Origin of the sequence: Curtobacterium sp. NPDC090217, assembly GCF_044746705.1 — a bacterium.
In the GTDB taxonomy this organism is placed as follows: Bacteria; Actinomycetota; Actinomycetes; order Actinomycetales; family Microbacteriaceae; genus Curtobacterium.
In genome coordinates this window covers 264,143-277,642 of the sequence record NZ_JBIVCR010000002.1, presented here as the reverse complement: position 1 = coordinate 277,642, position 13,500 = coordinate 264,143, and the positions used below count along the sequence as shown (strand labels likewise).

At 67.4% G+C, this 13,500-nt stretch carries 15 protein-coding genes and 1 tRNA gene; 5 read left to right on the top strand and 11 right to left on the bottom strand.

The genetic code is table 11. The features are described 5' to 3' along the window. Window positions 1-57 precede the first annotated feature (57 nt). Together ACIPJ2_RS08985 and ACIPJ2_RS08980 are read left to right on the top strand one after the other, a co-directional pair. Window positions 58-945 (top strand): alpha/beta fold hydrolase, encoded by an 888-nt coding sequence (locus ACIPJ2_RS08985; RefSeq protein WP_402728524.1) that lies wholly within the window; start codon window positions 58-60, stop codon window positions 943-945. Next, a complete protein-coding gene (locus ACIPJ2_RS08980) occupies window positions 942-1,373 on the top strand; it encodes a VOC family protein (protein WP_402728523.1) in 432 nt (143 codons plus the stop codon). The genes ACIPJ2_RS08985 and ACIPJ2_RS08980 overlap by 4 nt, the downstream gene beginning before the upstream one ends. Before the next feature lie 93 nt (window positions 1,374-1,466). Here the strand turns inward: ACIPJ2_RS08980 and ACIPJ2_RS08975 are convergent, their stop codons facing one another. After that, window positions 1,467-1,874 (bottom strand): RidA family protein, encoded by a 408-nt coding sequence (locus tag ACIPJ2_RS08975; protein WP_402728522.1) that lies wholly within the window; start codon window positions 1,872-1,874, stop codon window positions 1,467-1,469. A 506-nt stretch (window positions 1,875-2,380) separates the two neighbouring features. On the opposite strand from ACIPJ2_RS08975, the gene ACIPJ2_RS08970 reads away from it, so the two are divergent. Further along, entirely contained in the window at window positions 2,381-2,890 is a 510-nt protein-coding gene (locus ACIPJ2_RS08970) for a class I SAM-dependent methyltransferase (RefSeq protein ID WP_402728521.1), read from the top strand. A gap of 130 nt (window positions 2,891-3,020) precedes the next feature. Here ACIPJ2_RS08970 and ACIPJ2_RS08965 read toward each other — a convergent pair whose 3' ends face one another. The 4 genes from ACIPJ2_RS08965 to ACIPJ2_RS08950 all read right to left on the bottom strand — a co-directional run bounded on the left by ACIPJ2_RS08965 (window position 3,021) and on the right by ACIPJ2_RS08950 (window position 6,648). Further along, window positions 3,021-3,875: a phosphotransferase gene (locus ACIPJ2_RS08965; RefSeq protein WP_402728520.1), complete on the bottom strand. Its 855-nt coding sequence runs from the start codon at window positions 3,873-3,875 to the stop codon at window positions 3,021-3,023. Then, window positions 3,868-4,341 carry a MaoC family dehydratase gene (locus ACIPJ2_RS08960; RefSeq protein WP_402728519.1) on the bottom strand — a complete coding sequence of 158 codons (474 nt, stop codon included), beginning with the start codon at window positions 4,339-4,341 and terminating at the stop codon, window positions 3,868-3,870. Before ACIPJ2_RS08960 ends, ACIPJ2_RS08965 begins: the two co-directional genes overlap by 8 nt. 97 nt (window positions 4,342-4,438) lie before the next feature. Beyond that, the gene (locus tag ACIPJ2_RS08955; protein ID WP_402728518.1) at window positions 4,439-5,488 is read right to left on the bottom strand and encodes an IS110 family transposase; all 1,050 of its coding nucleotides are present in this window, start codon (window positions 5,486-5,488) and stop codon (window positions 4,439-4,441) included. Window positions 5,489-5,781: 293 nt separating this feature from the next. Then, complete coding sequence (locus tag ACIPJ2_RS08950) at window positions 5,782-6,648, bottom strand: hypothetical protein (protein ID WP_402728517.1); 867 nt, start codon at window positions 6,646-6,648, stop codon at window positions 5,782-5,784. 246 nt (window positions 6,649-6,894) lie between these two features. Here ACIPJ2_RS08950 and ACIPJ2_RS08945 point away from each other — a divergent pair, with 246 nt between their 5' ends. Then, entirely contained in the window at window positions 6,895-7,866 is a 972-nt protein-coding gene (locus ACIPJ2_RS08945) for a phosphotransferase (RefSeq protein WP_402728516.1), read from the top strand. 755 nt (window positions 7,867-8,621) lie between these two features. Here ACIPJ2_RS08945 and ACIPJ2_RS08940 read toward each other — a convergent pair. The 6 genes from ACIPJ2_RS08940 to ACIPJ2_RS08915 all read right to left on the bottom strand — a co-directional run bounded on the left by ACIPJ2_RS08940 (window position 8,622) and on the right by ACIPJ2_RS08915 (window position 13,024). Then, on the bottom strand, window positions 8,622-8,996 hold the full coding sequence (locus tag ACIPJ2_RS08940; RefSeq protein ID WP_402728515.1) for a hypothetical protein: 375 nt from the start codon (window positions 8,994-8,996) through the stop codon (window positions 8,622-8,624). Continuing rightward, window positions 8,996-9,673, bottom strand: coding sequence for an RHS repeat-associated core domain-containing protein (locus ACIPJ2_RS08935; RefSeq protein WP_402728514.1), 678 nt, complete (start codon window positions 9,671-9,673; stop codon window positions 8,996-8,998). Before ACIPJ2_RS08935 ends, ACIPJ2_RS08940 begins: the two co-directional genes overlap by 1 nt. A gap of 167 nt (window positions 9,674-9,840) precedes the next feature. Further along, window positions 9,841-9,913 (bottom strand) — tRNA-Val (locus ACIPJ2_RS08930). Window positions 9,914-10,116: 203 nt separating this feature from the next. Continuing rightward, window positions 10,117-11,364: a phosphatidylserine decarboxylase family protein gene (locus ACIPJ2_RS08925; RefSeq protein ID WP_402728513.1), complete on the bottom strand. Its 1,248-nt coding sequence runs from the start codon at window positions 11,362-11,364 to the stop codon at window positions 10,117-10,119. 80 nt (window positions 11,365-11,444) lie between these two features. Beyond that, window positions 11,445-12,398 carry a hypothetical protein gene (locus ACIPJ2_RS08920; protein ID WP_402728512.1) on the bottom strand — a complete coding sequence of 318 codons (954 nt, stop codon included), beginning with the start codon at window positions 12,396-12,398 and terminating at the stop codon, window positions 11,445-11,447. Beyond that, entirely contained in the window at window positions 12,395-13,024 is a 630-nt protein-coding gene (locus ACIPJ2_RS08915) for an RNA polymerase sigma factor (RefSeq protein ID WP_402728511.1), read from the bottom strand. The genes ACIPJ2_RS08920 and ACIPJ2_RS08915 overlap by 4 nt, the downstream gene beginning before the upstream one ends. A gap of 96 nt (window positions 13,025-13,120) precedes the next feature. Here ACIPJ2_RS08915 and ACIPJ2_RS08910 point away from each other — a divergent pair, with 96 nt between their 5' ends. Continuing rightward, the gene (locus ACIPJ2_RS08910) at window positions 13,121-13,498 is read left to right on the top strand and encodes a holo-ACP synthase (protein ID WP_402728510.1); all 378 of its coding nucleotides are present in this window, start codon (window positions 13,121-13,123) and stop codon (window positions 13,496-13,498) included. Window positions 13,499-13,500: the final 2 nt, after the last annotated feature.

Here is a 13,500-nt window from a genome sequence, read left to right as displayed (position 1 = left end):
ATCCTGGAGTAGCTTTACGGCGTAACTACTTTGCCGTGTGAGCATTGGAAGGATGCAGTGCAGACGAAGACCAAGGAAGAAAGCGTCGTGTCGCGCGACGGCACCCGGATCGGGATCGTCCGTCAAGGGACGGGACCAGCGATCGTGCTGGTACAGGGTGCGATGGCGGACGTCCACGCATACCGGGACCTCGCCGACGATCTGTCCGAGACGTTCACCGTCGTCCGCGCCGAGCGGCGCGGACGCGGTCTCAGCCCCCACCCGTACGACCCGGCACATGACATCGCGCGCGAGGTCGACGACCTCGACGCCGTGATGGCAGCCACCGGCGCACGGGCGCTCTTCGGACTGAGCTCCGGGGCCGTGATCGTCCTCGAAGCCGCGCGCACACTCCAGCATGTGGAACACGCGATCGTGTTCGAGCCACCGTTCTACGCCGACGGGATCGACCGGAACCGGCTGCGACGGCTCTTCGACGACATCGACCGCCGCCGCTTCGGAGCGGCACTCATCGGAGCGCTCACCACCGCCGGCACGGCGCCTGCGGCCATCAACCATCTCCCGAGGTGGCTCGGTCGGCTCCTGGGCCGGATCGTCCTCACCGTGCAGGGATTGGCTCCTGGCCCGGCGACGTCGCTCCGCAGACTCCTCCCGGGCGTCCGCTACGACTTCCACGACGTGGCCCAGGTCGATGGTCACCTCGACGCCTTCGCAAGCATCACCCAGCCCGTCCTGCTCCTGAGCGGCACCGCCAGTCCCCGTTTCCTCCAGGACGCCGTCCGCGCCGTGCAGCGCGTCCTCCCACACGCGTCGCACACGGAACTCCCCGGGCTCGGGCACGACGGCCCCTGGAACGGCGGCAATCCGCGGGCGGTGGCCGCCGAGATCACGACGTTCCTCCGACGCCAGCGGGCAGACCACCACCGACCAGGAGAAGCTCCGTGAACCTCAACCACGTCAACCTCTGCAGCAGCGACGTCCCGGCACTCACGGCGACGCTCGAGCAGCATTTCGAGTACCGCATCATCCAAGCCGGGACCGTCCCCGACGAAGCGTGGGCCGCCAACCCCGGGAGCCACTTCGCGATGCTGACCGGCGGAGACGGATCGAACATCGTCATCACCGAGATCCGCCCCACCCCGGACGGCCGGTCCGCGTACCCCAGCGGATTCCACATCGGCATCATGCAACCCACCGCCCAAGCCGTCATCGAAAAGCACGAGGAACTCACCAAAGCCGGCTATCAACCCGGGCCGCTCAGCGACGGGTTCGAAGCAGTCGGAGCCACTTGGACCGCGTTTTATTGCCCCGTCGGCGACGGCCTCGAGATCGAGGTCAACCATCGCACCCGTTCCCCCGTCCTCGACAACTGAAGAGCTCCACTTTGGCCAGAACACGTCCCGATGGCCGATGGGCTGACGGACGACCTACAGTCACCACTTGAGCGCTACCCCCGTCATGGTTCGTCAGTCGACGACCGCCGTGGCTTCGATCTCCACGAGAATCTCCGGTCGGAACAAGGCCTGCACGCCAATGATGGTGATGGGCGGCATCGGGTCAGCGAGCTCGTCGGTGTTCTGGACTCGCGAAACGCCTTCGAGAACGGCTTCCCACTTGGACAGCTCCCAATCGACGACATAGCAGGTGAGCCGTGCAACATCCCGGAGAGTCGCACCGCCCCCGCCGAGTCCGATGGCGACGTTTCGCAACGAACCCTCGACCTGACCGGCGAGATCTGAGGCGGTGAGCGTTCCGTCCAAGGCGGAGGCTGTCTGACCGGCAAGGAGCAGCAGTCGTGATCCCGTCGTGACCGCAAGGGGTGCGTAATCATCCTGCCGCAGCAGCTGGTCCGGGTGGCTGAGTTCGACGGTCATCTGGATCTCCTATCGCAGGCAACGCGCCGGAATGCGGCGCATGCTCCTACTCAACGCCCAACGGCTCCCGCCTGGATCGTTCACCCGACGGCCCGGTACGCCCCCGATCGCGCAACGCCTGTGGCTCTGCACGGTCAGTTGTGGCGAGGGCCCAGGCTGCGTTTCGAGCGCCGCCGATCCCGCCGCCCCTGACCTTCCGCGTCACCCAACGCTCCTGACCCGCACCAGCTCGCTCAGAGGCGCGTCCGCTTCGTGCGGCGGCGTCCGACCCTTTTATAGGTGATGTCGAGCGGTCATGGTGGTGGTGAGATGGCGGTAGACCTGTCGGGCGATATAGCGCTTGAGCATGCGCTTGACATCACCTACAGAAGGGTCGGGACTGATCTAGCCTCGTTGGATGGTGGACCTCGACCCTCGTCTTGTCGCGTTGTACGACGAGGACAACCCCCGACGGAGCCGACAGCGATTTCTATCGAGCGCTCTGCGCGTCGACGGGCGCACGTTCCGTGATCGACCTCGGATACGGGACCGGGTCACTCGCCGTGAGCTTCGCCGCAGCCGGGCTGACCGCTGTTGGGATCGATCCATCAGAGACGATGATTGACTACGCCAGGCAGCGGCCTAGCGCTGACGGTGTGACGTGGGTCGTAGGGGACAGTCGCACCCTGCCGGTCATCGATGCCGAATTCGCCGTGATGACCGGCAACGTTGCGCAGCACATACCCGATGGAGACTGGCAGCGGACGCTCGCCGATCTTCACCACGCACTTCGCGCCGGCGGGATCCTCGCATTCCGGAGTCGTAACCCCGCCGCGGGAGCGTGGCACACGTGGTCCACGTCAGAGCGCTCCGTGCGTGAGACCGCGAGCGGTCCCTTGGAAGAGTGGTCTGAGGCGGAGGAGATCACGCCGGGAGTTGTCCGCCTGGTCGCCCACAACGCCTTCGTCGGTACGGGTGAACTCCTCACGTACACAAACTCCTCACGTACACAGAGGACCTGTTCTTCCGGGAGCTGAGCGAGCTCGAGCATGAACTCGACATCGCGGGCTTTGACACCGCTGCGGTGTACGGCGACTGGCAGCGTGGTCCGGTTACCGAGTCGTCCGAGGTCCTAGTGCTGGTGGCCACTGCCCGGTAGCCGATCCTTCACCGGGAACGCTCGTCGAGCAGGTGGATGCGGCCGCTGGCGAGGCTGTCGAGGAGTCTCGCGGCAATTTCTGGTGGTCGGTCGCCGCGTCGAGGTTTGGTGGTTCTGCTGTGGAGGAGTTGCAGGCCGGCGACGAGTGCGGCGGGTTGCACCAGCTCGCGCAGCAGTGCGTCGGTAGTCCTCGCCAGGTACCCGGCGACGCCGGCACGACTGAGCGCAACCGGCGATCCCGTGTGAGCGATGTCGAGGAGGGCTATGAAGGCTAACCGCCCGACGTCGACACCGACCGGGGAGAGCGAAGCGCTTTCCCAATCGAGCAAGACGCCTTCGACCTCGTCGCAGAGGAAGTTCCCCGGCCCGGGATCACCGTGCGTGACCACGAGGCGGCCGTCACCGAGCTGATGCGCTGCTCCACGCACCCGCTTCACCGTGTTGCTGTCCAACGCGTGCTCAACAGTCGTAAGCATCGTTGCGTGTCGAGCCATGAAGCGCTTCCCGTCGATGACGGGCAAACCGATCACGTCGGTGGGTACGTCGAGGAGGGCGGCGAGTTGCCTGCCGAGCTGGTTCCAGGCGGCCGGGTCCGTTGGAGGGTGACCGGCGACCCTGTGCATGACCAACGCGTCACGGCCGTCGGCGGTGGGACCGCTCTCGACGACTGTCGGCACGGGGACGCCATGTTCACGGAGCGCCGCCAGGGCGTTCCGTTCTCGATCGAGCTGACCCGGGCCGGCGATCTTGATCACCACCGGCGTCCCCGACGTCGCTACCGCATGCCACGTCTCGTGATTCGATCCTGCCGTTGCTCGGTCGCGCAGCGTGTAAAGGTTCAGGCCGACCTTCAGCTCAGGCATTGGGACGGACGCGAAGCATGTTCATCGCGATCAACGTCATCACGGGCTCGTGCCGATCGTTCATCGTCGTGATCCGAGTGCGCACGATGCCGCGATCCGGCTTGGACCGCGATAGCCGAGACTCGAGCACCTCGAACCTGACCGACAACACGTCCCCCGGCCGGACGGGCCGAATCCATCGCAACTCATCGACACCCGGCGACGCCAAGCTCGCCGCGTCATTCAAGAAGTAGCTCGCGAAGACACGCATCATCAGTGCGGCCGTGTGCCAGCCAGACGCGATCAAACCACCGAACGGGCCGACAGCAGCCGCCTCCGGATCAAGATGGATGGCCTGCGGATCGAACTCTCCCGCGAATCGGAGCACGTCCGCCTCGCTCACCACCTCGGATCCGTACGTCACGTCGACCCCGACCTCGTAGTCGTCGAAATAGCGATCGCTGAGGGATCGTGAGAAGTTCGCCATACGACCACTCTTCCGGATGCCCTGCCCAGCTGCCATGCACGACGTCGACAACACCTGCCCCGCGTATCCGACCCGTACGACCCCTCTATAGGTGATGTCAAGCGGTCATGGTGGCGGTGAGATGGCGGTAGACCTGCCGGGCGATATAGCGCTTGAGCATGCGCTTGACCTCTTTCGCGGTCTTCCCTTCGGCGAGGCGACGTTGCTTGTAAGCGCGGGTGTCGGGGTCGTAAGAGAGCCGGACACGTGCGACGGTTTCGAGCGCCGAGTTCAGCCGCCGATCGCCGTGCCGATTCAGGCGATGTCTGGTGGTGTTGCCGCTGGAGGCGGGGATCGGCGCCGCGCCAGCGAGGGACGCGAACGCGGCTTCGCTGCGGACTCTGCCCGCGTGCGAGTACGCGGTGAGGAACACTGCCGCTGAGACGGGCCCGACGCCGGCGATGTCCAGCATCGTCGGAGCGAGAGCGGACACGTGCAGTCGGAGCGCGTCGTGGTTGGCTTCGAGCTTGACGGTCAGGTCAATGACGTCGCGGGCGAGGCGGACCGCTTCGGCGCGCGCAATGACCTTGTCGATGTCGTCGCTGGGGTGGTGCCGCCATGCTGCGATCGAGGTGATCTGCGTATCCGTCAGCGGGCGCCGAGCATCGATGCCGAGGTCGATGGTGCGCAGCAGCGCGGTGAGCGCGTTGCGGCTCGCGGTGCGTTGACCGTCCATCAATCTCCGGGCCGCCACCAGGATGCGGAGCGCCGACCGGATCTTGCCGGTCCTGGGCCAGGAGAGCATCGCTGTGTCTGTGCGTAGCACGGCACGAGCCGCTGCCTCAGCATCGATGGGGTCGGACTTCCCGCGAGCTCCACGGTCGGCTCGTCGTGGTGGTCGCGCTTCGACCACGGGGATATCGGCCTGCTGCAGCGCTTCGGTCAAGGATGCCCCGTAGGAGCTGGTTCCCTCGACGGCTGCGAGCCGTCCAGCGGATGTCCGACGGTCGATCCATGCCAGCGCGCGGGCGAGACCTGCCGGACTCGTCGGGAACGTCGCAGTATCGACGATGCCGCCGGTGCGGGTATCGAGGACGACGTAGGTGTGTGTTCTGGTGTGCGTGTCGACGCCGATGACATGCGTGTACTCGTCTGCGACGATGGGCATTGCGGGACTCCTTCCAAGACGGGAACCGTGTTGGTGCCCGGCCCGGGGAGAGTCGGTGCGGGGCGGATCTCTAACGAGTCACAACCAGGTGGCTGGTTGGACGACCTTCTATCAAGCCATCGCAGCGGACGGGCCGGCACCAGCCCCGCTGCCCGCGGTGGACGAGTCGGACGAACGATCACGTCATAGGGACGGACAGATAGCCGATCGTCTACTGAGACACCGCCGTTGCGATTGCCGCTCACGCTGCTCGACCGAGTGCGCGCCCGAGAGACCTGCGGCCGCGTGGCCGTTCAGCGACGGACTGCTGGTCTCGCGACTGGGGTGGCGAGGGTGTCATGAAGCCGCTGCGCGGTGACGTCCAGGTCGGCGAGCCACGGGATGCTGCCGACGAGTTCCTCAGCGAGTTCTACGACGCTCCGGGCGCGGAGAACGCGACGTCCGAGTGCGGGCGTCATGAACACCGTTTCCGCGTGCCGGTTGTGCCAGTTGTCGAACGCGCGGTAGCCGGACTCCCCTTCGTCTTCCGCCTGCTGCTGCAGAGCGAGGATGTGAGCGTTGCGCTGCTGTTCCAGAGCGGCCGTGACTTGCACGATGCGGACACGGCTCGCCCATCGGAGCGGCAGTTCCGGGGCGAGGGCGAACGCGGCGACGTTGATGCCGTACTCGCGGCGGATGTTCCCGACCGACTCGGAGACCCACTTCGGGTACTGCCCGGGCAGCAGGTACAGGCCTCCGAAGATGAGGTCGTCGAGCACCGGTGGCGCCGGCGACCACACGACGGTTCCGACTGATGACCGGCCCGGGGTCCGGTCGACGTACTCGTCGAGGCCGAGACCAACACGACGCCACCACGGCATGGGTTTCTGGACCTCGACGCCGAGCTGCAGCACGAGTGCACGGGACGCGTGCCGGTACGAGTCGAGCTTCTCGTTCAGCGACCGTTCCACGTCGCCCCACGTCAGCGGCTTTTCCCTCGTCGAACCGGAGAGGTATCCGCCCGCGGCACGCCTGGCGCTGAAGTCTGCCAGCGCCTGATCCCGCAGATGCTGAAGCGCGACGTCGAAGGGCAGCACCGGCGGCGCGTCGATGGGTCGGGTTGGTACGAGGTTCGGCAGTCGCCGGAAGGTCGCGTCGAGCGCTTCTGTCCATCGAGTCATGCGGGGTTCAGTCCCTCCTGACCGCCGACTCTATGGACGGTCAGGAGCAGAGCGGCAGCCCCACGTTCGGGGAAATGGAGTGCCCACCGGACGGATCGACGGGCACACAGCGAACCGCTCTCTGCACCTCGCCGCGAAGGCCGATCCGCTCCGAAGACTCTGACAAGAAGTGGGAAGCGGGCCGAGGCACGGCAAGATCGAGCGGGGCGTCGGGCTCGACGTCTGTCTCGTGATGCAGGGGGATCGATGACGATCGAGATGTTGTGGGCGCAGGACGACCCGGCTGAAGTGCTCCGAAACCGTTTCGGCTTTGCGAACGCGGAGGCAGTGAGCGCTTGGGTCAGGTCAACGGTCGAGCGTCATTGGGGTACGCGTGTCGGATCGCCGGAGCGGGTCGTGATCAGCGACAGCAACGCGCTTGCATGGGTGCGCAGCGGCGACCAGCGCCTCCTGTTGAAGTGGTCGGTAGCGCCTGACCGATTCGAACGCCTCGCGCTTGCCGCCAAGCTCACTGCTTGGCTCGGTGCGCTTCAACTCCCCGTCTCGGCACCGATGCCGACACTTTCGGGTGAGGTCCAGGTGACGAGCGACGGCGTCTCGATGGGACTGCAACGCGTCATCGACGGCGCCCACCTCGACGTCGAGGACGCCGATCAGGTTCGTGGAGCGGGAGCGACACTCGCTCGGCTGCACAACGCACTGCGTGCGTACCCCCTGAGCAACTCGCGACCCGAGGTCCTTCCCGTGCCGGCACCGCTCGCCGAGCAAATCGGAGGCTGGGTTGCTTCTCATCCGTCGACGCTGGCAGTGGAAGCCCGAGACGTTCTCGGGCGGCTGCTCGAACGAACGCCGTCGGATCTCCCGCCCGTCCAGATCGTGCAGGGCGACTACCGCGCCGCGAACATCTTGTGCGCCGAAGGCGCTGTCGTCGGCGTTCTCGACTTCGAGGAGCTTCGAATCGACCATCGGATCGTCGAGCTCGCTCGTTCAGCGGTCATGCTCGGCACACTGTTCCGAGACTGGGGACCCGTTGCACCGTCAGTTCGGCGGGAGTTCCTGGACGGATACCAAACGGTCCATGCACTCACCGATGCGGAACTCCAATGGTGGCCCATCCTCGTGCTCTGGTACTCGCTCGCACTCGTGCCTCCCGGGGACGACCCCACGGGGTGGGGTCGAGCAGCAATCGAGGTACTCGACGAGCACGGAGCGAGGTAGGAGAACGCAGTCTTGAGAGCCGATCCTTCAGCGGACGGCGGGCAAGCGGGCCAGCGTGGTGAGGGTCTGCACGGTGAGCGTTGCTGGTGGTGGGTTCCGGTCGAGCGCGATGTGCAGGGCTGCGCCTTCGATGTAGGCGTCGAGCATCCGCGCCACCTCGGGCGGAAAGTGCTGGTCCAGCGCGGTCCGGCTCGCCCGCATCCACTCCTCGGCACCTGGCGTTCTACGCCGGCTGGCCGAAAGCCATGTCCGCCATTCAGATCGCCAAACAGGTCTTCGCCGAGTAACCGCACCGGTCGATATCAGCCCGGGCCGTCGCCGACCTCGAGGGCGACCCCTGACCCACCATGTCCCCCGGGCAAGCGTTACACGCCTTCAGCTCTGGGATTCGCGCGGAGCAGCATCCCCCGACGAACATCCAGTCCGAAGAAGTGTCCTCGATCCGAACTTGCGAATCGCGCGACTCAGCGATCATCCGCCGGCTGTAAGACAGTCCGGGTAGCGAGCTGACGACGCGGCGTTGACCGGACAAGTGAGCCCAGCGCGTCCAGACGAGGAGCGTCCAGTACCGTCGACCGGCACCGGGCGATGCGGTCATGTTGCGCGCCGCTGTTAGGGCATGCGACAGATGATCGGTGACGAGCTACGTGCTCGGTGTGCGGCGACTCGGCCCGTATGTGAGCTGCAGAGCGTGCGCGTGCACCCCAACGGGCGGAAGTCGCGGGACACGAAGACGCATAGGCGTTCGGATTCGCTTACCGAAGGTCACCAGTTCCCCTGCCCCCCTCAATCCGCTCACGGATACGCGCCGTGGTGATCTTGAGGATGATCACCGCTATGCCTGTTGCTGCGATTGCGCCACCGATCCATGCCAATGGCGGCAATGTCACGATGACCAGCGCACCGATCACGAAGCAAACAGTTGCCGCGACGAACCACCATGAAGATGGGAACAGTGGTCGGTACGTACGCGCTCTCATCGCGATGAACCCAGCGGCAGCTACTGCTGCTCCCAGCATCCACAAAAGGCCGAAACCATCTTTCCCGCGCAGTTGGAGGCCGCCGAGCGCTCCGACGAAGGCGAACCCTGCTATGACTGCGATGGCGGACAAGAAGACTCTGGCGTTCATCAGTAGCCTCCCGCGGTTGCCACGAACTCTTCCTGGTGCGTTGCGTAGAGGTCGGGCATCTCGCGCGGCACGTAGCCTATGACGCATGCAGCGGCATAGGCCACGCCGGCCAGACCGGCAGTGTCGGCCGTTGCCTCACTTCCGATGGTGGCGGCGACATATGTACCTCCCGTTACTCCGAAGCCCACGAGGGGTCCGCACACCTGATCGAATGTGTCGTCGTACGTCGAGGCGCCCGTCGGATCGCTCTGGATGACAGGCGCGTCTCCTGCGTAGGCGTATCGGTCTGCGTTGGCGGGGTCGAGAGGCGAGTCGAGGCTGTCTTGCTGCGTCCAGGCCCCAACGGCCGTGAGGTACCAGCGGAGTCCGAACTTGACGAGCTGGTTCTGCGCGTCCGAGGTGCGGATACCCGCCTTGAACCCGTACGGGTTCTGTGTCCAGAACGACCCGGTCGAGCCGCTGCTCACGGTTGCCGTCCCATAAGGGTCGTAGCTGACCTGGAACGCATTCGTCCCGGTGTCGGTGAGGGCGCCGACCTGGTTGGCGATCCCGTCGACCAGGAACGCAGCGGTGGACCCGGCCGCGTTGGTCAAGTCAAGCGCCTGCCCGGTGACGGCGTCAGAGAGCACCCGAGACGTCGAGGTCCCGTTGGTGGTTTCCGTGTCGATCTCAGGCACACCCGTTCCGTCCGTCCTGCCGTACGTGTAGGTGTACGCCGGACCTCCGGCTGTGGTTTCCGACAGCAACTCCGCCCAGGTCTACTACGGTGACCGTCTCGATAGCTGATCGGTGAGCGGGAGACTCAGTCCTCTGGGGGCTTGTCTGCCAGCGCGGCTTTCCTCGGTGGGCCCTGCCGGGATCGAACCGACGACATCCACGGTGTAAACGTGGCGCTCTACCAGCTGAGCTAAAGGCCCTCGAGATCCATCGTAGCGGCCGGTCCGTCGGGAACAGCGCGCGATGCGTCGCATCGGTTGACCACCGCAGGCCGGCACCCGGGGCGAACCCGACAGACGGCTCCAGGCGGCGGTCGCCGGGCGCGCCCTGTGGCGGACGGGAGGCTCGGTGTCGGCTGGCACCGAGCCTCCAGTCCGCAGGATCCGCGGACCGAGCCGACGGATCAGACCGACGCGGCGGTCGCGATCTGCGTGTGGAGGCGGACCAACGCGGGGTGCCGCGGGTCCGGGAACGCCTGCACGGCGAACGACTCGATCGCACCCGGTTCGAAGACGAGGCACTCGGTGGACCCGCCGAACTGGAAGTACCCGAGCTCGTCGCCCTTGTCGACGTGACGGCCGGGCTCGATGCCGTCGCCGATGACGCAGGAGGAGACCTCGATCATCCCGACGGGGACGACCGCGACGTGTCCGAGCGACGGGTTGTCGGCTTCGATGATGATGACGGCCCGCGCGGCGACGTGTGCGAGGTACCCCTGCGAGTCCTTCGGCTCCACGGCGTCCGAGCCCTCGGCGTCGGCTTCGGAGAAGTACGTGCCGGGCTGGACGAAGGCGCGGACGATGGTGCCGGCGACGGGTGCGTGCCAGCGGTGGTAGTTCGTGGCGCTGAGGAACGCCTGGTACACGGACCCGCCGACGAACCGGTCCACGGACTCGTCGTTCGCGAGGAAGTCCTCGAGGGAGTACAGCTGCTGCTTCACCCAGAACTCGTCACGACGTTGCACGTTCGTCGCGATCGCGTACGGCGTGGACTCGCTCGAGCTGACCACGACGGTGTCGTCGTCGGGGGCCGCGACGGGGCGCTGGCCGTCCTTGAACCGGCGGATGAAGAAGTCGTTCCAGGACGTGAAGCCCCAGTGCTCGGCGTCGGGGTCGTGCTGGAACTGGTCCATGCCGACGACCTGCTGTGCCTGCTCCGACTTCCACCCGTCGGGTGCGTCGACGATCACGGACAGCGAGGCGGGGCTGTCGAGGTACTCGGCCCACGCGTCCAGGACGTCCTTCAGTGCGGCGTTGACCTTCGGGTCCCGGTAGACGGCGAACCCGGCCGGGGTGGCCATCGTCCAGTCGAGGATCGCGGCGAACGGGGTGGTGACCATGCCGCCGTCGCTGAACGCCGGAGCAGTCGTCATGACCTCGTTGACGAGGGAGAAGAACTCGTCGATGTCCTCGATGTGCCGCTTCCGGTACTGCTTGCCGTGCGGGACCTGCTCGATCATGCGGGTCATCCCCATCCGGATCACCGGGTCGGTGTCGAACAGGTGCCGGAACGCGGCGACGGCGGGGTGCAGCGGGCGGTCGCGGTGGGCGCGAGCGCGTTCGCGGTGCCCTTCGATCCAGGCTTCGAGGTCGTCCTGACCGGGGAGCCACCCGCCCCGGCGTTTGTGGTCGGTCTCTGCGGGTGTCGTCATGTCCCGAACGCTACCCACCGGGCCGGGGCGTACGACGGACGCCCCCGGCGAATCCTCACAGGGCACACGTCTGGCTGGCGTCACCCGGCCGCCGGCGGGTCCTCCGGCATCGGGTGCTCCCCCTGCCAGATCGCGTCCACGGCGCCGAACTCCCTCGGGTAGCACTGCGTGTCGAAGACCTCGCTCCCGTCGGACGGCGTGGTGTACAGGAACCAGGGACCGATCCCCCGCCCCTCGCCGTTCCACCCGCCGTCCGAGTACCAGGAGAGCGGGACGTCGGCCATCGGCTGCCCGGCCTGTGCCTGACACGCGAGCAGCCGGTTGAACGCCGTCCGGTACTCGTCCAGCGTGACGACGCCGTCGGACGTCTCGGCTTCCTGCAGCGCCGACGGACGAGCGATCTGCGGCGACCGAGCCCAGGACACCCACACGCCGTACCGGTCGGCATCGTCGGCGGAGACGGTCACCGTGGCGTCGCCGGACGCCGGTGCCGCGGCGAGCGCCCATCCGATCTGCTCGGACTCCGGGTCAGCGCGACGACCACACGCGGTGCCCTCGACCGGGCGACCTCCCACCTCGACGGTCGGGGCACTGCCGTCGAGACATGCCCACGCCACGGCGACGCGGTCCGCGCCGGATGGTCGGGAGGACAGGGTCAGCGCGGTGTCGCCGTGTGTGACGCGGAACGTCGGGGTGCCGAGGAGCCGGCCGTGGTTGACGTCCTCGACCATGGAACGCGTCGTGGCACCGAGCGAGGCCTGGACGGCGGTGTCCGGGTCGTTGCCGGGGAGCGCTGCGGCGGTGAGCCCGCCGGTCAGGCCCCCACCGACCAGGAACGCTGCGACGACGGCTGCGACCGTGGCCCGGGTCGGTCGACGCCGACGGCGCGCTCGGGCCGCAGGAGTGGACACGACCTCGGCGACGAGGGCATCGCGCATCGCGGTCAGTCGTGGGGAGCGTTCGTCGTCCCAAGAAGGGCGTTCGTCGTCCCGAGAAGGGCGTTCGTCGTCCAGTGGGGAGCGTTCGTCGTTCACAGTGCGCCTCCGAGGGGTTCCGCTGTGGCTGTGTACTGCTGGTGGAGCCGGGCCTTCGCCCGGTGGAGTCGGGACTTGACGGTCCCGGCGGGGACGCCGAGTGCCGTCGCCGCCTCGCGTTCGCTGAGCCCCTCGAGGACGCAGAGCGTGAGGACCCGTTGGTCGGCGAGCCCGAGGCCGCGGAGCGCGGCGACCGCGTCCCCGTCGGTGAACCGCTCGGCGGGGTCGGGAGCGGGGTCGTCGACGGGGAACCGGCCGAGGAAGCTGCGGTGTCTGCGGGTCGAGCGCGTGAGGTTGTGCGCCGCGTTCGTCGTCGTCACGAGCAGCCAGGGCAGCAGGGAGTCGTCGACGAACCGGACGTGGTCACGTCGCCGCCAGGCTTCGAGGAAGGCGATGGCGACCACGTCGTCGGCATCGGCAGGGGTGGGGACGAGTCCGACCGCGTGTCGACGGAGCCGTGGAGCGTGCCGGTCGAACACCCGCCCGAACGCCTGGCCGTCGCCCGCGGTGCTCAGGGCCCAGTCGGCGCGGTCCCCCGTGATCTGGTTCATGTCCTGTGGTGTCCGCAGCCCCGCGATCGGTTCCCTCGTCGGCGTGTCGCGGGCCGCACAGCCGTGGTCGCGCACGATCCGGAGCCTAGGCCACCGGGTCCGGCGGCACCGGCCGACCGTCCGGCAGCGCGACGCGGCCCGACGACCGGCCGGGGCACGTACGATCTCGGCATGACCGCCGTCCGCACCGGGTGCGACCTCGCCGCGGTCGATGACGTCCTCGCCGGGATCAGCGCGCACGGCGAGCGGTACCTCGCCCGGGTCTTCACGGTCCGGGAGCGCACCGACGCTCACGACGACCCAGAGCGCCTCGCCGCGCGGTTCGCCGGCAAGGAGGCCGTGATCAAGCTCCTCCGCCCCACCGACGGGCAGGCGGTCCCGCTGCACGACGTCGCGATCGTGCTCGACGGCCACGGCGCCCCGGTGGTGGAGCTCACCGGCGCGGCCCTGACGCTCGCCGAGGCGCAGGGGATCACCGTCGTCGACGTGTCCCTGTCCCACGAGCGAGGGCTGGCGCTCGCGACGGCGGTGGCACTGGCAGACCGGTGAAC

Coding starts and splice junctions, on each gene's coding strand:
- ACIPJ2_RS08975 (WP_402728522.1), bottom strand. CDS start 1,874: ATGACCGTCGAACTCAGCCACCCGGACCAGCTGCTGCGGCAGGATGAT.
- ACIPJ2_RS08950 (WP_402728517.1), bottom strand. CDS start 6,648: ATGACTCGATGGACAGAAGCGCTCGACGCGACCTTCCGGCGACTGCCG.
- ACIPJ2_RS08925 (WP_402728513.1), bottom strand. CDS start 11,364: ATGACGACACCCGCAGAGACCGACCACAAACGCCGGGGCGGGTGGCTC.
- ACIPJ2_RS08940 (WP_402728515.1), bottom strand. CDS start 8,996: ATGAACGCCAGAGTCTTCTTGTCCGCCATCGCAGTCATAGCAGGGTTC.
- ACIPJ2_RS08955 (WP_402728518.1), bottom strand. CDS start 5,488: ATGCCCATCGTCGCAGACGAGTACACGCATGTCATCGGCGTCGACACG.
- ACIPJ2_RS08945 (WP_402728516.1), top strand. CDS start 6,895: ATGACGATCGAGATGTTGTGGGCGCAGGACGACCCGGCTGAAGTGCTC.
- ACIPJ2_RS08910 (WP_402728510.1), top strand. CDS start 13,121: ATGACCGCCGTCCGCACCGGGTGCGACCTCGCCGCGGTCGATGACGTC.
- ACIPJ2_RS08960 (WP_402728519.1), bottom strand. CDS start 4,341: ATGGCGAACTTCTCACGATCCCTCAGCGATCGCTATTTCGACGACTAC.
- ACIPJ2_RS08965 (WP_402728520.1), bottom strand. CDS start 3,875: ATGCCTGAGCTGAAGGTCGGCCTGAACCTTTACACGCTGCGCGACCGA.